The organism is Hymenobacter lucidus, from assembly GCF_020447265.1.
Lineage (GTDB): Bacteria > Bacteroidota > Bacteroidia > Cytophagales > Hymenobacteraceae > Hymenobacter > Hymenobacter lucidus.
On sequence record NZ_JAJADR010000002.1, the window covers coordinates 873,481 to 891,952 of the forward strand.

At 58.8% G+C, this 18,472-nt stretch carries 17 protein-coding genes; 13 read left to right on the forward strand and 4 right to left on the reverse strand.

What is annotated here, in order from left to right; all coding sequences use genetic code 11:
• The first annotated feature begins 73 nt into the window (after positions 1 to 73).
• Positions 74 to 931, forward strand: a complete 858-nt coding sequence (locus LGH74_RS10515) for a dienelactone hydrolase family protein (protein WP_226175463.1) — start codon at positions 74 to 76, stop codon at positions 929 to 931.
• Between the two features lie 184 nt (positions 932 to 1,115).
• Here the strand turns inward: LGH74_RS10515 and LGH74_RS10520 are convergent, their stop codons facing one another.
• From LGH74_RS10520 to LGH74_RS10535, 4 genes are all read right to left on the reverse strand, one after another.
• Positions 1,116 to 3,785 carry an alpha-L-rhamnosidase-related protein gene (locus LGH74_RS10520; protein WP_226175465.1) on the reverse strand — a complete coding sequence of 890 codons (2,670 nt, stop codon included), beginning with the start codon at positions 3,783 to 3,785 and terminating at the stop codon, positions 1,116 to 1,118.
• A 244-nt stretch (positions 3,786 to 4,029) separates the two neighbouring features.
• Positions 4,030 to 5,583 (reverse strand): M20/M25/M40 family metallo-hydrolase, encoded by a 1,554-nt coding sequence (locus LGH74_RS10525; protein ID WP_226175467.1) that lies wholly within the window; start codon positions 5,581 to 5,583, stop codon positions 4,030 to 4,032.
• Positions 5,584 to 5,760: 177 nt separating this feature from the next.
• Positions 5,761 to 6,177: a response regulator gene (locus LGH74_RS10530; protein ID WP_226175469.1), complete on the reverse strand. Its 417-nt coding sequence runs from the start codon at positions 6,175 to 6,177 to the stop codon at positions 5,761 to 5,763.
• A gap of 94 nt (positions 6,178 to 6,271) precedes the next feature.
• Complete coding sequence (locus LGH74_RS10535) at positions 6,272 to 8,506, reverse strand: xanthine dehydrogenase family protein molybdopterin-binding subunit (protein ID WP_226175471.1); 2,235 nt, start codon at positions 8,504 to 8,506, stop codon at positions 6,272 to 6,274.
• 173 nt (positions 8,507 to 8,679) lie between these two features.
• Here LGH74_RS10535 and LGH74_RS10540 point away from each other — a divergent pair, with 173 nt between their 5' ends.
• The 12 genes from LGH74_RS10540 to LGH74_RS10595 all read left to right on the forward strand — a co-directional run bounded on the left by LGH74_RS10540 (position 8,680) and on the right by LGH74_RS10595 (position 18,453).
• Positions 8,680 to 9,237: a hypothetical protein gene (locus LGH74_RS10540; protein WP_226175473.1), complete on the forward strand. Its 558-nt coding sequence runs from the start codon at positions 8,680 to 8,682 to the stop codon at positions 9,235 to 9,237.
• 62 nt (positions 9,238 to 9,299) lie between these two features.
• Positions 9,300 to 9,587, forward strand: a complete 288-nt coding sequence (locus LGH74_RS10545; RefSeq protein WP_226175475.1) for a putative quinol monooxygenase — start codon at positions 9,300 to 9,302, stop codon at positions 9,585 to 9,587.
• Positions 9,588 to 9,679: 92 nt separating this feature from the next.
• Positions 9,680 to 10,327: a hypothetical protein gene (locus LGH74_RS10550; protein WP_226175478.1), complete on the forward strand. Its 648-nt coding sequence runs from the start codon at positions 9,680 to 9,682 to the stop codon at positions 10,325 to 10,327.
• 108 nt (positions 10,328 to 10,435) lie between these two features.
• The gene (locus tag LGH74_RS10555) at positions 10,436 to 12,247 is read left to right on the forward strand and encodes an ABC transporter ATP-binding protein (protein ID WP_226175480.1); all 1,812 of its coding nucleotides are present in this window, start codon (positions 10,436 to 10,438) and stop codon (positions 12,245 to 12,247) included.
• A gap of 93 nt (positions 12,248 to 12,340) precedes the next feature.
• Positions 12,341 to 12,931 (forward strand): REP-associated tyrosine transposase, encoded by a 591-nt coding sequence (locus LGH74_RS10560; RefSeq protein ID WP_226175482.1) that lies wholly within the window; start codon positions 12,341 to 12,343, stop codon positions 12,929 to 12,931.
• Between the two features lie 272 nt (positions 12,932 to 13,203).
• A complete protein-coding gene (locus tag LGH74_RS10565; RefSeq protein ID WP_226175484.1) occupies positions 13,204 to 13,830 on the forward strand; it encodes a hypothetical protein in 627 nt (208 codons plus the stop codon).
• 301 nt (positions 13,831 to 14,131) lie between these two features.
• Positions 14,132 to 14,836, forward strand: a complete 705-nt coding sequence (locus LGH74_RS10570; RefSeq protein ID WP_226175487.1) for a hypothetical protein — start codon at positions 14,132 to 14,134, stop codon at positions 14,834 to 14,836.
• Positions 14,837 to 15,157: 321 nt separating this feature from the next.
• Positions 15,158 to 15,421 carry a barstar family protein gene (locus LGH74_RS10575; protein ID WP_226175488.1) on the forward strand — a complete coding sequence of 88 codons (264 nt, stop codon included), beginning with the start codon at positions 15,158 to 15,160 and terminating at the stop codon, positions 15,419 to 15,421.
• Between the two features lie 262 nt (positions 15,422 to 15,683).
• A complete protein-coding gene (locus LGH74_RS10580) occupies positions 15,684 to 16,259 on the forward strand; it encodes a hypothetical protein (RefSeq protein WP_226175490.1) in 576 nt (191 codons plus the stop codon).
• Positions 16,260 to 16,303: 44 nt separating this feature from the next.
• The gene (locus tag LGH74_RS10585) at positions 16,304 to 16,762 is read left to right on the forward strand and encodes a hypothetical protein (protein WP_226175492.1); all 459 of its coding nucleotides are present in this window, start codon (positions 16,304 to 16,306) and stop codon (positions 16,760 to 16,762) included.
• A 175-nt stretch (positions 16,763 to 16,937) separates the two neighbouring features.
• Positions 16,938 to 17,468 carry a hypothetical protein gene (locus tag LGH74_RS10590; RefSeq protein WP_226175494.1) on the forward strand — a complete coding sequence of 177 codons (531 nt, stop codon included), beginning with the start codon at positions 16,938 to 16,940 and terminating at the stop codon, positions 17,466 to 17,468.
• A gap of 160 nt (positions 17,469 to 17,628) precedes the next feature.
• Complete coding sequence (locus tag LGH74_RS10595) at positions 17,629 to 18,453, forward strand: alpha/beta fold hydrolase (RefSeq protein ID WP_226175496.1); 825 nt, start codon at positions 17,629 to 17,631, stop codon at positions 18,451 to 18,453.
• Positions 18,454 to 18,472: the final 19 nt, after the last annotated feature.

The following is an 18,472-nucleotide window of genomic DNA, read 5'->3' on the forward strand; positions in this document are numbered from 1 at the left end:
GGAAGCTGGGCCGGGGCCAAGTTCTTTTTATATTACAGGAAATTCCACAGCCATCTTTTCCTCACCACACTCTATGGATCAGCGCATCATCAACCTATTCGATGAATACACCCACAAGCCGCTGACCCGCAAGGAGTTTATGACGCGACTAGTACAACTGACCGGCGGCATGGCCCTGGCTATGTCGGCGCTATCGGTACTGGACCCCGGCTATGCCCAGGCCGCTACCATCGAGGAAACCGACAAGACGCTGGTAACGGAAGAAGTAACCTGGCCCGGCGACGAAACAGTGATGAAAGGCTACCTGGTGCGCCCCAAAGGCAACAAGAAGCGCGGCGCAGTCATCGTAATTCACGAAAACCGGGGCTTGACGCTTCACATCAAGGATGTGACGCGCCGCGTGGCCAAAGCCGGTTACCTGGCGCTGGGCGTCGATGCTTTGTCGCCGTTTGGCGGCACGCCGGCCAACGAAGATGAAGGCCGCACCCTGATTGGCAAGCTCGACGCGCAGCAGAACCTGAGCAACTACCTGCGGGCCCTGAACTACCTACGCGGCCGGCCCGAGAGCAACGGCAAAACCGGCTGCGTGGGCTTCTGCTGGGGCGGGGCTCTGGCCAACCAGCTGGCCGTGCACGACTCGCAGCTAAACGCGGCGGTGGCCTACTACGGGATGCAGCCCAAAGCCGAAGACGTGCCGATGATAAAGGCCGCTGTGATGCTGCACTACGGCGGGCTGGATGAGCGGGTAAACGCCGGGGCTGCCGCCTACGAAGCCGCCCTGAAAGCCGCCCGCGTACCGCACGAGCAGTTTATCTATGAAGGTGTCAACCACGCGTTCAACAACGACTCCTCTCCTGCCCGCTACAACGCCGAAGCCGCCAAGCTGGCCTGGGAACGGACGCTGCGGCTGTTTCAGGAGAAGCTGGCGTAGGAGAATACCTGACGCAAAAAGGCCCGACAAGTCGTTTGTCGAGCCTTTTATTTTCTTCCAGACCGTCATGCTGAGCGAAGTCGAAGCATCTCTCCCGCAGTGGTAAATGATGCCGTTGCAACCTCAGCATGCGAGATGCCTCACGCTATTCGACACGACGTGCTTCAAGCCACAATCCTAAATCCTAATCTAGCTTTGTCAGGCGCAGATAGTCGAGCATAGCTTGGTTTACTTCGCCGTTCATATTTTCATTGGCAGGCTCAAAATTCAGGCTGAGCAAGTGGGAGCCTTTCTCCAGCCGCACCAGCACCGGGTTGGAAAAGCCCCAGTCGGACCACTCTTCCACCCCGCGCTGGGGCAGCACAATGGTACCCAGCAGCTGCCGACCCCGGCGCAGCGTGCGAATCGCGCACTTGTTGCTGGTGTTGATGGGCCCGTTGCCGTTGGCGTAGCGAAAATCAATGGTGTAGAGGCCGGCGGCGGGCACGGTTACCGGGATGGTTACGGCGGTGTTTTTCGTTTTGCTGATTTCCAGAAAACCCTGTCCCGTGAAGCCTTTGTAGGGTTTCGATGATTTGGCGGCTCCCACCCCCAGGTCGTAAATACGGTAGTGCTTTTGCGCCTCCTGCGCCAGCGGCTCACTGGCAAACGACTCGTAATTCTGCGCATCGATGACGCATATTTGATACTCTGTGTAGCTCTCAGTAGACGGCACCGAATAAGTTGTTTCGGTGGTGCGGGCCGCAAACTGGCCGTTGCGCAGCACCTGGTAGGCTTTGGCTCCCTCCACCGGCGGCCACGTTAGCTGCCCGGCCGCGTAGCGCACGGCGGGCGTCATGGGGGCTACGTGGTGGGCTACTTTAGTGGTCTTATAGCTGGACTCGGGGGCACTGTTGACCAGTTTGATGCGCACGGTATGCCGGCCGGTGAGGGTGCCGGGCACGGCGGCATCAGGCAGCGGCTGGCCGTCGAGCGTAATGGTATCGATGCGGTTGCCGTAGCCAGTCATTTCAACATCAAGCACGGCTTGGCGGTAGCGGAAGCCGGTGAGCTTGCGCGGGCCCTGCAGCGCCTGGGGCACGAAGGGCCGGAATACGAGCCAGTCAGGCTGAAAATTCATGCCAAACAGGCCTTTGTACACCAACCCCAGGCTGCCGGAAAGGCTCCAGAGCATATTGCTGCTATTCACCTGCGTGCCGGCAAAGTCGCCATTGCTGGCCACGAAGTTTTCCTTGTTGGTGAGAAACAGCGCGGCGGGACGAGCCACGGCGGCTATGCTTTCCATAAAGGCCGCTTCGTTGCCGACCTGCGCGGCGGCCAGCCCCCAGTAGCTCTGCACGAAGGGCCACACCGCGTTATTGTGGTAGGGCGGAATATCGGCAATCTGGGGGTAGATGCAGGGAATGCCGTAATCCATGACCGGCGTGCTGGCCACTACCGTTTTGGCCCGGGCCTCGTCGGCCACGCCAAACAAAACGGCCAGCGCTTCTCCCAACGCTTCTGCTTTGGGGGAAATCTGCTGGAAAGTGCGGCCGTAGCGGTACTGCCCGTAGTAGCCCTTGCCCTCCAGCCACAAATGCTCATTGATGCCGGATTTGATGCGCTGGGCCCGTTCCCGCGCCAAGCGGGCCACGTCGATTTGTACCAGCTTCTCGGCCATGAGGGCCAGCACCTGGTTGCCCTGGTAATGCGCCGCGTTGGTGCCCAGGCTTTCCGACTGGTAGATATCCACCGGCTGCATCCACTTGGGGTAGGTTTGCTCGCGCCAGTCCAGAAACGACGACTCGCCGCGCACCAGGCCGGTAGCGGGGTTGTAGGCATTGGGCACATCGTCCTCGATGGAGGCTTTGATGATGGGGTACACCGTGCGCAGCCAGGCATCGTCGCCGGTGGCCTGGTAGATTTCCCAGGCGGCCACGGCCCAGATAATTCGGTCGGTGGAGCACGGGTAGGCGCCGCCGGTGCCGGTATCCTGAATGATGCGGCCCTGGGGCGTGACTTTGCGCAGCAGGCTGGTTTTGGCTACTTCGGGCTGTAGCAGCGCTTGGCTGAGAATGATGGAGTAGCTGATGTCGCGGGTCCAGACGCCGGCCCACTCCTGGCCGGTGCTGAAGGTGCCGTCGGGCTCCACGGCGCGCTTGGCTTCTTCCAGGGCCAGGTTATACAGCGCGTCGAGCAGCGGATACTCGGACGTATACTGCGGCAAGGCCGACGTGTCGAGGGTTTTCTGCCACTGCGCGGCCGTGGTTTTCTGGTCGGAATGCGCGTTGAGCACCACAGTGGTTTCGTAGATGCCGTTGCCGTCGGGGTCCAGCAGCTCCAGCCCCGACTTGTTGATCAGGTTGTCGAAATCCCAGCTCAGCGGCGCGGTGTTGCCCGCTACGAATACGTGCTTCAGGTCCTGCTTATACAGTTTCTGCCCGTTGTAGAGCTGGTAAAAGCCCTGCTGCTCAAACGCGGCCAGCACCGGGCGCAGATCCAGCCGGATTTTCAGCGGCGTGTTCGGGGCCAGGTACGTGTTGGCCGGCACGGGCGTTTTGTCTACGGACTGCTGGCCAAAAGCAATGACGGGCGTTTCCAGCGGCTGCTTGGCCCGGGGAACCGCCACGAAGCTATGGTCCTGGCCCGGCGGCATTTCGTTGTCTTTGCCATTGAGGCTGAACTTAAACGTTACCTGCGGACTCTGAAACGCATTGGCCGGGCTCTGGTAGTTCGACCGCAGAGTAGTGCGCGACTCGGCCCGGGCCACATTGCGGCCCTGCACCAGACTGTCGCGGTACAGGGTATAAGCCGCCGACTGCCATACCGGTGCCGCGGCCGAAGTGGCGGCAGGTTGAGTACTATTCTTTTGCACCTGACAAGATCCTAAAGCGAGAAGAGAAAGGAGTAAGCGGGTGGGAAAAGGGGCAGATTTCATACGTGGGCGGAATGGGCGGGATTGGGCGCAAGCTAACCGCAACAAGAACGTCATTCCGAGCTTGCCGAGGAATCCTGCATGCTGAGACGTTGGATTAGTAACTCAACGACGCCACGCGAGAATCCTCGGCAAGCTCGGAATGACGTTCGGCCAATGGCAATGAAGTGCCCGTCGGCAACTGCTACTGCGGCTTGGCGGCGGGCAGGGGCTTGCGGGGCAGTTTCTGGTCGCGCATGGCCGCGTTGTACACGAAGGCGGCTACTACTACGGCGGCCTGTTTCAGGTCGTTGGCGGGCAGCCGCTCGTAGGTATCCATGTTGGTGTGGTGGGTGCGGGTGCTGTAGTCGAGCGGGTCCTGAATGAACTGGAAGCCGGGCAAGCCCACCGCGTCGAACGAGAGGTGGTCGGTGCCGCCGGTGTTGCGCAACGTAACGGTGGTAGCGCCCAGGTCGGCAAAGGGCTTCAGCCAGTCTGTGAAGATGGGCACGGCGGCCTCGTTGCCCTGGGCGTAGATGCCCCGGATTTTACCCGCGCCGTTGTCGAGGTTGAAGTAGGCGGCCACTTTGGCGTGGTCGGGCAGCATTTTCATGGTGGCCGGGTCGCCGAAGTGGTTTTTCACGTAATTTTTCGAGCCGTGCAGGCCCTGCTCCTCCTCACCCCACAGCGCAATGCGGATGGTGCGGCGGGGCTGCACGCCGGCCACCTTCAGTATCCGGACGGCTTCCATCATCACGGCGCAGCCGGCCGCGTTGTCGGTGGCCCCGGTGGCGGCGTGCCACGAGTCGAGGTGGCCGCCGAGCATCACTATCTCACTTTTCAGCTTCCGGTCAGTGCCCGGTATTTCGGCCACTACGTTGTAGCCCTTCAGGTCCTGGGTCTGGAAGCGGGTGCGGGTTTCAAGCTCAATTTCCACCGGAACGCCGGCTTCCGCGAGGCGCGTTAGGCGCAGCAAATCTTCGGGGGCCATTTCCATTTCCGGCAGCACGGGCTTGGCGTCGGGGGCGTAGGGTGCGCCGTTGCTGGTAAAGAACGTACCATCGGAGCCGGCCCGGGAGCTGAGCACGGCTACGGCCCCTTCGCTGAGGTAGAAATCAGCCATTTTAGCCCGTAGCACCGCTTGGGCACGCCGGGCCGCCAGCCGCTCGGCATCGGCCGGCGCGGCAGCAGCAGCGGCTGGGGCTTCGGCCAACTTCTTCAACTCATCATCGGTGTAGCGCCGGGCGTCGGGCTCGAAGGTAAGCTTGGGCGGCATGGCCACTTCCGTCAGCACGATTTTGTCGCGCAGCTTCCCCTGGTACTGGGCCAGGTCAGCTTCCACGGCGGCTTTCACCACCACTACCGACTTCTTCACGCTGCCATTGGTGGAGGGTGTCCAGGCTTTGGGAGCCCCGAGCAGGGCGTGGTAGTACGGCGCCGTCATGGCCACGTACGACTTCTCGATGTCCCAGCCGCGGCCAAACGTACCCCAGGGCTCAATGCTGGCATTCTGCAGGCCCCAGGCGGCAAGCTGCTGGCGCGTCCACTCGTTGGCGCGCTGCAGGCCAGCCGAGCCCGCCAGGCGCGGACCGCTCACGTCGGTCAGGTAAAAGGCCGTTTCCATCACCTTCGAGCGGTTTAGGCCCTCGTCCCGGATTTTGTCGAGCATGGCTTGGTCGAGCTTTTCGGCTTGTTGGGCCCGGCCCGGGAGCGGGAGCAGCGTGGCCACGGCCAGGGCAAGCAGCAGTACATTGTTCATAGCAGACAGTGCAGAGGTAGAAGCGTAAAGGCACGGAAGTCGGCGGGCCGTTGCAGCCTGTTGCCGGGGCACCTAGCCCGGTAAACAAGGTAGCGGGCAGGTAATCAGAAAGCAATTTGCCCCGGCAGGTTGGCTGTCGGGGCAATGAAAGGCAGTGGTGCGGCCGCAGGTGGCAACTTATTCGGCCGTGGTGGTACCGAAGTGCTCCTGTAGAATATTGGTTACTTTTTCCTTGGTCAGCGGCTTGTTCAAAAAGCCGGCAATGTTCAGCGTTTCCACGCGCTGCACGTCGCGCGGGTGCAGCGAGGTGGTGAGCATGATAATAACACTGGGCTGCGGGCAGGCAACGGCCAACTGCTCGTAGGCGCTCAGGAAGTCGAAGCCGTTCATCACGGGCATGTTCACGTCCAGTAGAATCAGGGCCGGGCAGCCCGTCGCCGATTCGCTGTTTTCCTGAATCAGGGCAATGGCTTCCTTCCCGTTCAGGGCAACCAGCAGCTTTTCCGTCAGGGCCATTTCATCGAGCAGGCGCTGGTTCAGAAAATTGGTAATTGGGTCGTCGTCAACTAACAGGATGGAGGAGAGTTTTGGCATGCGTAAGGGAAGCTAAAGGCAGTGAGTGCTGCCTTCACGTTCGGTTAATCTCCGTGCATACGCAACAGCGACGTTTGCGTTGGGAAATACCAGATCAGGCCGGTGTACTCAGCAGCTTATCGGGCGTGATGGGCAACTCCCGGATGCGCTTGCCGGTGGCGTGGTACACAGCGTTGGCCACGGCCGCCGTGAGGCCAATCAGACCAATTTCGCCCATGCCCTTAGCACCTATCGGGTCGAGGCGCAGGTCGGGCTCGTCGATGAACAGCACGTCGATATCGGGCACGTCGGCATTCACCGGCAAATGGTACTCGGCCAGTTGCGGATTGAGGTAGCGGCCGTAGCGGTGGTCCATGCGGGCTTGCTCCAGCAGGGCCATGCCGATGCCCCACACCACCGAGCCGTAAACCTGGCTGCGGGCCGTTTTGGCATTCAGCACCCGGCCCACATCCAGCGCCGACACCACCCGGCTCACTCGCACCGTGCCCGTGGGCTCGTGCACCCGCACTTCCACAAAATTAGCGCAGAACGACTTACCGGAAGACTTTTTCTGCTCCTCACCCGGCTCCACTTCCCGCGTCAGATCCAGGCCCATCAGGTTGTGACGGCGCAGAATCTCGGGGTAGGCAAGCTGCCGGTCCGGGTGGCGGACCAGCCGCACCGTGCCGTTTTCGACTGTTACTTCCGCAGGTTTCAGCCGCAGCTTCTGCCATTCGGGCGTGCTGCGGGCTAGGCTCAGAAGCTGCTCTTTGAGGGCCGTGCAGGCCGCGTGCACGGCCGTGCCCACCGAGGCCGCCGTGTGCGAGCCAAACTGCCCCGGCGCGGGCGGCAGGTCCGAGCTGCCCAACTCGAAGCGGATATTCTCGACCGGCACCCCGCTGGCATCGGCCGCAATCTGGCTCATGATGGTGGCCGTGCCGGGGCCGGCATCGGCCGTGGCGGCCTGCACCAACAGGCGGCCATCGGCAAACAGCTGGGCCCGGGCAGCGGATTTTGCACGCTCTGCTTTGTAGATGCCCATGCTCATGCCCCAGCCCACCAGCCAGTCGCCCTGCCGGGTGGCGCGGGGCGGCATCGGCCGCTTGCTCCAGCCAAACCGCTCAGCCCCCTGCTCGTAGCACCGGCGCAGCTCGTTGCTGCTCCAGGGCTTGCCATCGGCGGGGTTCATGTCAGCAAAATTCTTGAGTCGCAGGGCCAGCGGGTCCATCTTCAGGGCGTAGGCCAGCTCATCCACCGCCGATTCGAGGGCAAACGAGCCGCTAGCCTCGCCGGGGCCGCGCGTCCAGGCGGGCGTGCTCAGGTCGAGGGGCACAAGGCGGTAGGTAGCCGTCAGGTTGGGGCACTGGTAGGCCGTTTTGGTGGGGTCGAGGATGCGCTCCACGAATTCCTCGTGCCGGGAAGTTTGCCCGAAAGCCTCGTGCGTGATGCCCACCAACTGACCATCGGTGGTAGCGCCCAGCCCTACTTTTTGGATAGAGTAAGGTCGGTAGCCCACCATGTTGAACATCTGGTCGCGCCGTAGTGCCACTTTTACCGGCCGGCCCACCAGCTTAGCGCCCAGAATGGCGGCTACTTCCTGGGGCCAGATGCGCGAGGAGCCGCCAAAGGCGCCGCCCACAAACGGCGAATGCACCTGCACGCTGGCCTCGGGCAGTTGAAACATGCGCATCAGGTCCTGCTGGGCCACTTTCGGGGCCTGGGTTTTATTATATACCGTTAGCTTGCCGCCCTCCCAATGCGCAATGGCGGCGTGCGGCTCCAACGGGTTGTGCATCTGCACGGCGGTGCGGTATTCTTGCTCGATGCGCACCGGAGCTTGGCGGTAGGCATCGGGTTGGCCGCGCTGGTGGTCGGCGGCCTTCTGGGGCTTGATGGCGCGGCTGCGGTGCTGGGTCAGGTCGGTTTTGGGGCTGACGGGCTCGTACTGCACCCGCACCAGCGTGGCCGCGTGCTGGGCGCGCTCCAGCGTATCGGCAATTGCCAGAGCTACGGGCTGGTTACTGAAGTGAATCTGGTCGTCGTAGAAGATGCGGATTTCCTGGCCGGCCAGGCGCGGGTTGTTATTGGCTTTAGCATCTTGGTAGGCGGGCACACCGGGCGAGTTGCGGTAGGTAAGAACCGCCAGCACGCCGGGCGCTTTTTCGGCCGCCGTGGTATCGAGGCTTTTGATGCGGCCCCGGGCAATGGTGCTGGTAAGCAGCACTCCGTGCACCACGCCCGGCACGGCATGCTCGGCGGCGTAGCGGGCCTGGCCGGTTACTTTCAGGCGGCCATCGACGCGGCTCAGCGGCTGGCCGATGCTGGGCGGGGTAGCGGGTTGGTTTTCCATAGGGCAGAGTCGGGCCGCCGGTAGCAGCGGCCAGAGTTTCTCTACGATGGAGGCTGGGCGGGTGTTAGCCACCACCTGGAATAGTACCTTACCTTAGCCGGACGTTTCCGGCCTTCCTCCGGCTTCCAAAGAGCGCCGTTTCAATCAAATTCTACCTCTCGCCTCAGGTATCTATGGCCTTTCTACTCAAACTGAAGCACTGGCAGTTATTCCTGCTGACCTGGGGCGCTGGCTTCCTGATCAACCTTGTTGCCATTATCAACATCCACCTGATTATGTATGCCTTTCCGGTGATGATGCTACTGTTTTGCGTTGGCCTTTTCGGCTGGATATGGGCCATTGCCACCACGCTGTTCCGGCAACTGCCACCCGACACGAACATGAATTTGCATTTGTTCAAACTCCTGTTTAGCATCCCCATCCTCTATATGCTGGCTATTAGCGTCTTTATGGGCGTGGCTATGGCCCATCAGCCGGTGCTGCAAGGCTCGGCAATGCTGACTGCCATGGTCTTCATCGTTCCACTACACCTGCTGTCCATGGTTTGCATTTTCTACGGGTTGCGCTTCGCTGCCAAAGTGCTTAAGTCGGTGGAGCTACAGCGCGAGGCGCATTTTGGCGATTATATAGGCGAGTTTTTCCTGATTTGGTTTTCGGTTGTAGGCGTGTGGATACTGCAACCCCGAATCAGTGCACTGGTGCAGCAGAAGCAAGCTGGATTGATTGGATAGCGGCGGCAGGGCATGAATACAGCAGAAACGGTATATTGAGCTTCTACCTTGTTCCTCCCGCCATGACCGTCGAATACATCCGCTACCGTATTGCCGCCGACCAGCAGCCGGCCTTCGTGCAAGCCATCCGCAGCGCCAACGAGCTGCTCTCCCAGGCTCCCGACTGCCTTACGTACCAGCTCAGCCACTGCGACGAAGACCCCGAACTGTTCATCTGGCGCATCGAGTGGACGTCGGTAGACCGCCACCTCAACGGCTTCCGCAAAAGCGCGCAGTTTGGCGCCTTCTTTCAACTGGTGCGGCCCTTTTACCAGAGCATTCAGGAAATGAACCACTACGCGGTGGTATAAGAAACAGTATTGCTTAAGCAGTATAGTATCTGTGGACCTCCTTTGCAGGTCGCTATAATCACAACATTCACAAGATTATTTTCGCAGTTGTAATGAGAGAAATAAGGACAGTATTAGTCTGCGCAAGTATATACTTTACAAGCTGCAATACTGCTGATCAAGAACTTCATTTTAAATCACCTACTCAGCTTGATTCATCCGTTCATCAAACTATTAAAACACGTTTTAAGCTTTCCAGCCTTGATCCAGCACCAAGTCATTGGGGTGGGCTAAAACCGGCGTACCCCATATCCAGTGCCTTCAGCCTTCTGTATGAAGACTGCCGTGAGCCAAAGTGGGTAAACCAAGGAATGATAACGGGGTGTAGCAAAGTGGTAATCAAAAAAGACACCTCTTATGTATTGATCGGCACTAGAGATGAATTACAACAGGTGTATGCACCTATAACTGACAAGCAGGAAGCACTTAGCTATGCCAGCATATATTTTGATTATTTCCCTATAACAACATATTCATTTTTCAAGAAGACTTATATCTATAAAAGAAGCACGATGATATCTAGCGCTGACAGCCTAGAAAACTACTTTATAGTGTATCTGTATGATAAAAAAGTTTTTGGGTGTGGCCCTCATCCTTACTATTCTGTAGCCATAAAGGTGTTCAGAGACGGAAGTGTACAAGAGCTACAAAAGAGCGAAGCATTCCGGAACCCAGAGGCAGATGACTTGTGTGTAGATTAGAACGAGAACCGCTTGCGCGTATATAGCCTCACACAGTCCCTAGAATAACCCCACGCCCCGCTCCCGCGTCTAACCGAACACTACCACACCGTGTCCGCGCTGCCGCTTATGAGTCTCTGGGAAATAATCCGCCGCCTGTATCCCTACGTGCTGCCCTACCGCCGCCTGGTTATCAGCACGCTGCTGCTGACGCTGGTGGGCTCGTTGGCGGCGCAGGTCAACCCGTTTGTGCTGCGCTATACCGTGGACACGGTACAGGGCTTGCTCAACCGCAACCTGGGGCTAGTACAGGGCGCCGAGCTGCTAATCTGGGTGAGCGTGCTGCTGCTGGGCAAGGAAGTTATCAACACCTTTATCCAGTTCGGGCAGAAGTTCTACGGCGAGAAAATCCGCATCAACGTGTCGAGCACCCTTTCCCAGGATGCCATTCACAAGATTCTGAGCTACGAGCTGGGCTTCTACTCCGACAGCGGCAACCAGACCGGCAAGCTCCAGACCCGCGTGGACCGGGGCGTGGAAAGTCTGATGAAGCTGGTCCAGAACTTCTTTATCGACATCCTGCCCCTGTTTGCCAACGCCGCCGTGGCCCTGGTGGTCATGTTTATGGCCAACGTGTATGTGGGTCTGGTGGCCGTGGCCGTGCTGCCCGTCTACTTCTGGATCAGCTACCGGCAGGCCGACAAGCTCAATGGCACCCGGCGCGCCCTGCGCGGGTTGCGCGAGGCCAAGAGCCAGGGTTTGGTGAATCTGATTGACTCGGCCGTGGTCATTAAAAGCTTCGTGCGCGAAGACTACGAGGAGCAGAAGCAGGCCCAGGTGCAGCAAAACCTACAGGAAGCCCAGCTGGCTACGCGCAAAACCAACTTCCTCTACGACGGCCTCAAAACCTTTGTGGAGCAGGTGGGCGTGGTGCTCATCATCATTCTGACAGCCTACCTCGTGCTCGACCGGCAGATCAGCATCGGGGCCATCATGTTTCATATTCTGCTCTTCAACAACGTGTCGGCCCCCATCCGGCAGCTGCACCGCATCTACGACGAGATGAACGAGGCCCTCACCTACTCCGAAGGCTTCTTCGATATCCTCGACGCTTCCGACGCGGTGGAGAAAACCGGCCCAATCCAGCCCGACCAGGTGCGCGGCACCTTCGACATCTGCAACGTGGACTTCACCTACCCCAGTGGCACCCAGGCTTTGCACGACGTGTGCCTGACCATCAAGGAAGGCACCACCACGGCGCTGGTGGGCCTCAGCGGAGCCGGCAAAAGCACCATCATCAACCTGCTCTGCAAGTTTTACGAGCCCGATAGCGGCAAAATGCTGCTCGACGGCAAGCCCCTGGCCGACTACGACACCCACGCCCTGCGGCAGCGCATCGGGCTGGTGCTCCAGAAAAACCACATCTTCAAGGGTACTATCGAGGAAAACATCCGCTATGGGGTGATGGACGCCACGCTGGAGCAAATTCAGGCCGCCGCCAAGCAGGCCTACCTCCACGACCAGATTCTGGAGCTGCCCAAGGGCTACCAGAGCGACGCCCAGCAGCTCTCGGGCGGGCAGCAGCAGCGCATTGCCATTGCGAGGCTGTTCCTCAAAAACCCGCCCATCATCTTCCTCGACGAGCCCACCGCCTCCCTCGACGCCATTGCCACCGAGCAAATCAAAAACTCGCTCGACGCCATTAAAAAGGGCCGCACGGTGGTCATCATCTCCCACAGCCTAGCCCAAATCGTGGACTCCGACTGCATCTACGTCATGAAGCAGGGCCGCATGGTGGAAAGCGGCACCCACGAGCAGCTCTACGACCTGAAAGGCACTTACCGCGAGATTTTCGACGCCTCGGCCCGAAGCTTGAATATCGAGAAGCTGGCTAGGGTGATGGTGGATGATGAGGACGAGGTGGGGGATACGGCGGCGTAGTAGCGCGAACTTTGTAGTTCGCGTGGCCCGCGCCTTTGCAATGATTATCGTTCAGCCACGCGAACTACAAAATTCGCGCTACTACCTTACGATATGGGCGACCTTATTCATTACGAGCGTAATCTACCGCATCGGCTGCCGCCGGGCTCTACTATATTTCTCACGTTTCGCCTCGCCGATTCCTTGCCTGCTAATGTGGTACTCCGCTTACAAATGCAGTTTAGCAGCGGCGAGCAAACCGAGGACCTCTATGCCAAGCAACGCCGCTATTTCGGCAAGTTTGACAATCTACTCGACGGTGCTGCGCATGGCCCCACATGGCTAGAGCAACCACAGATAGCCAACGTAGTGGGAGCTTCGCTACGCCATTTCCATGGCAAAGCATACGACCTAATATGCTACTGCATTCTGCCCAATCATGTGCATCTGGTCATTTCCTTACCCGATGAAGCGCCGTTCTTAGCCAGAACTATCCAACGGATAAAGGGCTACACGGCACTGCAGGCAAACCAATTGCTGAGCCGCACCGGCCAGTTCTGGCAGCGCGAAACCTACGACCATATCATTCGCAGTGGCGAAGAAATGCAACGGGTTATTGCCTACGTGGTCAACAACCCTGTGAAAGCAGGATTGGTAGAAAGTTGGGAGCAATGGCCCCACACCTACTGGCCAGAAATCCAGTAGCACAGTAGCGCGAACTTTGTAGTTCGCGTGAATGAACGATAATCGTTCTGGCACGCGAACTACAAAGTTCGCGCTACTAATACCCTAGCTGCTTTTCCTTTTCTGGTCTCACCTTGCTGGCACTGCGTCTGTGTCGCGAACCAGCCGCGCCACTTGTGCTACCACGCGCGTCGCAGGCGCGAAACCCTCATCCTGTCACCCGACGAGGCTGTAGCCCAGGCATTGTGAAGTATATTACCGCCCTGGTAGCTATACTCTTTATTCCGTTTGTTATGACGTTCCTGCTGTATATACTCGGCGCCCTGGTTGCCCTAGTTTGCTTGCTGATCTTGTTTATTCTTATCCTCAGGCTGCTGGAAGAATTTCCTCTGCGCGTACCCGGACCCGGGTTTAAGTACGTCTATGTAGAGGAAAACGGCACCGTGCGTGAGCTGGACGCGGAAGAGCGGGAATACCTCTCTATTGAGTTTGAACCTGGCAACTCAGGCCGGCCATATATCAAGTGGCGGTATGGCTCCAGAGCTGGGGATGGACTTCTATCAGGCTTCATTGCGCGAAAACGGCTTCCCTTTTGGATTTCCATTGGCTCTCAGGCTCCACATTCGGGCGAGGAGCAGTCGTTAAAAGGTCAGGCCGTTCGCATTATTAGCGAACAACACGGGAATCTGTTCGGAACTATCACCTCGGTGCATACCTCAAAATACATTGTCATCCAATTAACTAAAGTCATCGAGACGGAGAGAATAGCCAGTGACTTGATAGGCATTTCACCGCAGAGTACGCAGGATTCATTTATGCTCCTGATGCAAGGCTATAGTATGGCAGCACATGGGCATTGCCTTAATGAACACTTATTGCCAGTAGGTTTTATGGTCAGTGGAAATGTTGCTATTAAATAACTAATCCTCGCTCTGCACTCCCTGCAGTCGCTCGGCTGTGCCGAGTGACGCCTACGCTTGAGCAGCTGTGCTACGAATTAGAACGCGCCAACAGAACAACCGAACGGCGCGGGACGCTCGGGGCAGAGCCCCTCCGGCATAACGGTTACTCGGCATAGCCGAGCGACTGCGGCCAGACTGCTCTAGTACCCCAAAACAAACTACTCCCTACCGCTTGCCCAACTGCTTTAACTCAATACCTTACGCTCGGTCCGTACTCGACGGTCCGGGCTATTTTATTTCATTATTTACCTACTTACCAATGTCCGCTTACCAGATTTATTTCGACAACTTTTTTGCGACGCTACCCATGTCGCGCACCAACTTTAAGGCCCTGGGCACCGCTACTCACCTGGTCGTACAGCAGGCCGACCTCGGAGCCGAGTTTACGGCCCACCTCACCGCCCTGCAAGCCGCCCTCGACGGCTTCGACGAGAACCTGCAGGACGCCGACGAATCGACGACGGGCGGCACGGTTGCCTTTCGGGCAGCCCGCAAGCAGTGGCTGGAGTTTGTGGACGATGCCATGAAAGACTACGTGACGCCCAAGCTGCGGAAGCTGCCCGCCTACGCCGATTTCAAGAAGTATGGCAAGAGCAAGCTCAGCGTCCTGGAGCAGGCCGATTTACTCCAGGATTCCAAGCTGCTGCTCGACCTTTATACTACCCACGCCGCCGCCCTGGGCCAGCCCAGCCTGCCCGCCGCGGCCCGGGCTGCCTACCAGCAGCTGGCCGCCGCCCACGAAACCCGGGGCACCGCCGGCGCGGCCATTTCCCAGGCCCGCGTGGCCCTCTCCACCGACTGGCTCACTCTGGCCCGCGCCCTGCGCCGCCTCAAGGCCCAGCTGGAGCTGCGCTACGACGAGCCCGCGCAGGTGTACCGGTTTTTCGATTTTGGGAAAACCTACAACGCCAGCAAAAAAGCCGCTAAAGCCAAGAGCAAAGCTTCGGCAGCACCCGCCGCTTAGTCGGGCCACAAGTCTGCTCACGGCGCTGAAATAGCAAAAGCCGTCCTGGTCTTGGCTGGGGCGGCTTTTGTAGTTACAAACGAGGGTGTAGCCTTGGCTGGGGCGGCTTCTGGAGTTCCGTAAGTGCCTGTCGCCTTGCCTAGGCGGGCTTTTGGAAATATTGCAGGCCATGTCGCCTCGCCTAGGGGGCTTGTGGTAACTATTGTAATGCCTCTAGGCAAGGCGACACGGCCTACTGTAGTGTTGAAAGTGTCATTAGGCAAGGCGACACGCTTTGCGAACTTTACCGTAGGCTATTTACCTCAACCCAACCTCTTCCCCATGACCCTTGACCTGACCGGCATTCATACCAAAGCGGCCCTGCACGCGCTGTTCAAGCAGGCCCTGGGCTTCCCGGAGTGGTATGGCCCCAGCTGGGACGCCTTCTGGGATTCGGCCACGGCCATTGTGGAGATGCCCCAGGTGCTGGAGCTGCGCCACTGGCAGGAATTTGCCGCCCACTGCCCCCACGACATGCAGATTCTGCACCGGGTAATAGCGGACTACGCCCTGGAAATGGCCCCGAAGCGTATTGTGTTGGCGTAGCACTGGCGGGCCTTTGCGCCAGATTTGGCGCAGTCGGGCGGCGCTGTTGAATGACGACTACGTGAGTGACGTCTACGCTTAAGCAGCTGTTCTACGAATTGGTGGCGCTGTTGGCACTATACGACCCGGCACACGTCTCCAACGTGCGTCAACTGCCAGACATTGTCAGAATTTCCCCGCTATATTTGGCTTAGCCTATTCTTTACTACGCGGGCCGCGCCGGCGGCTTTGTCACTGCAACTGCTTTCTTATTCCCTTTCCGATGCGCAATAAGCTTGCCCTCTGCGCCCTACTGGGCACCCTGGCTGCCTGCCAGAACCAGCCGGCCGAACAACCAACTGCCACTCCCCCCACCGCCGAAACTCCGGCCGCAGCCGCTACTGCTGCTAGCACTGCCCCGCCGGCTGATGCGGAGGCCGCTAAGGTGCGACAGTGGCTGGTGACCAGCATCGAAGACAACTTCAACATCCCCGACAAAGACGGGCAGAATATTGACCTGGAAAACCCCAGGAGCATTTATACCCGTCAGTACCGCGAATACAAACTCGACGCTATTCAGCTCGAATTCCAGGGTGAGGAAGAGGCCAAAGCGTTTCTCAAGAAGTGGGAAGGCCCCTACGAAACCAAGTACGTAGGCCAGGGCAGCTTTCTGTTCACCGGCCAGGATTTCGGGAAGGTGAAAGTAACCAAGTGCGAGCTGAAGGAGCGCACGAAAGACCAGGCCTATATTTTCAGCGTGGCTACCCGGGATTCAACCTACAACGTGGACGGCAAAGGCGACATTAAGGTCATCAAAACGGCCGACGGCTACCGCATTGATGACGTGCGGGAGTACTAGAAGTGACGAGAATATACTAGGCTGACACTTTTATATGCCAGTTGATGCGTAATATCCTATCTGCGGGCATTGCTGTCCTCACAACACTTCTCTGCTGCTGCGAAAGCAAAGAGTTACCTGCTGTCAAAACAGTAGTTCTAATTGACAACAATGAATTTCGCGTGACTACTGACTATAAAGTACTGGATAGGAATTTCACTAAATGGGTTGAGAATCATCCAAATCTAGAGGATGACTCAATGCTTCTCAGCAGCATAAGAAGTCAAAACACGGAATCAATTATTTATGCAAATAAGCTTGCTGACTCGTTAAGGTTAAATCAAAGACTCGAATTTCGCATTGCTGACTTATTAGAGCTAGACAGCTGTTTAATTCTTAGCAAATCAGGAAAGGAATATGTAGCAACTGCCAAATCAGAGCGAGTTTCTGATACAGGAACTTCCGGGAGAAAGTTCTCAGTAGAAGGACGTACTATACTTGTAGTCATTGACAATATTTATTAGTTATCCTCCTGGCACAGGCGGGCTACTACCAGGTTAATCAATTTAATTCTGCAGCTACAACTAACAGCAGCGGGCAACACGGGCCGAAAAAGATGCCGGCAGAAGCGGGAGAGTTATTGGGCGGTGGCTATATTGCCGGCTTCACCGCTTTTTGCCCTGGGGGGCTTATCTGCTTATGAAGTTTTTTGCTACGCTGCTCGGGCTGCTCACGCTGACGGCCGCGCCCGTACTGGCCCAAACCACCACGCCCGGCCTGCAGGCCCTCGATGATTCCTACGGCTTCCGCGGGGCCCGCTTCGAAGCCGATACCAGCGCCTTTAAGGACCTTGTGCTGGCCGAAACCGCCGGCCAGACGCGCTACTACCGCCGCACCAGTGAGCCCAAGAAGCTGGGCGAGGCCGACGTGGCCGACATTACCTACGGCTTTTACCAGGGTAAGCTCAGCGTGGTGCTGCTCAAAACGCGGGGCGCGGCCAACAGCCGGGCGGCGCTGGCGGCCCTGCAGCAAAAGGCCGGCCCCGGCAAGCAAAACAGTCCTTTCAGTCAGCGCTACGCCTGGAATGGCAAGCGCGTGCACCTGAGCTACGACGAAAACGCGCTGAGCAACGACGCCGTCATTATCCTGACCTGCAAGAAAATCAAGCAACAGGAAATCAAGCGTGACCTGCGCACTCGGCCTACCACACCGCCACCCGCCGGCGCGTAGAAAGGCAGAAATTACCCCTCGTCCCAGCGGCTGGACCAAGCTTAGCACCGTGTAGCTCGGGCCAGCCGCTGGGGCGAGTGATGGTACCTGCGCTGCCTCCCAGCCGCGCCGCTAAGCCACTCCGCTAACCAGCATCAACTGAAAGCCAGTACCTTGAGTAATGAAACACTCTCTGCTGCTGCTTTTACTGCTGGCACTTTGCCGGCTGGCCTTGGGACAGGCGGCGGTGCCGTATGGGCACAACCCCGCCGCCGGTAAGTTTGCCACCCTGCGCGGAGTGAAGCTCTATTATGAAACTTACGGCAGCGGGCCGCCCCTGCTCCTGCTGCACGGCAATGGCGGCAGCAGCCAGGATTTCAAGCAAACCATTCCCTACTTCGCCCGCCGCTACCGCGTGGTGGCCCTCGACAGTCGGGCCCACGGCCAGTCGGTAGATGCGGGTGACTCGCTGAGCTTCGAAATGCTGGCCGACGACTGTGCGGCCCTGCTCAGCCACCTGCGCCTCGACTCGGCTTACGTGCTGGGCTGGAGCGACGGGGGCATTACGGCCCTGCTGCTGGCCCAGCGCCACCCCGGCCGGGTAAAGCGCCTGGCTGCCACCGGGGCCAACCTCTGGCCCGACTCCACGGCCCTCGCGCCGGCCCTTTGGCAGCAGATGCGGCGCGGCTACCGCGAAGGCCGCACCCAGACCTTCACCGATGCCAGGCGCCGCAACGACTGGAAAGTGTTTCTGCTCGACTGGCGGCACCCGCATATTCCGCTGTCGGCCCTGGCCCGCGTCAAGGCGCCGGCCTTCATCATTGCCGGCGACCGGGACGTGATTCGCGCCGAGCACACGGTGGCCATCTACCAGAATCTACCCCGCGCCTGGCTCTGGATTGTGCCCAACAGCGGCCACGCCACCCTACAGGAGCACGCCGAGGAGTTTAACCGCCAGGTAGACGCCTTTTTTCGGGCGAAGTCCGTGCCGGCTCCCGCCCGTTGAACCCGCTAAACCGGCTGTT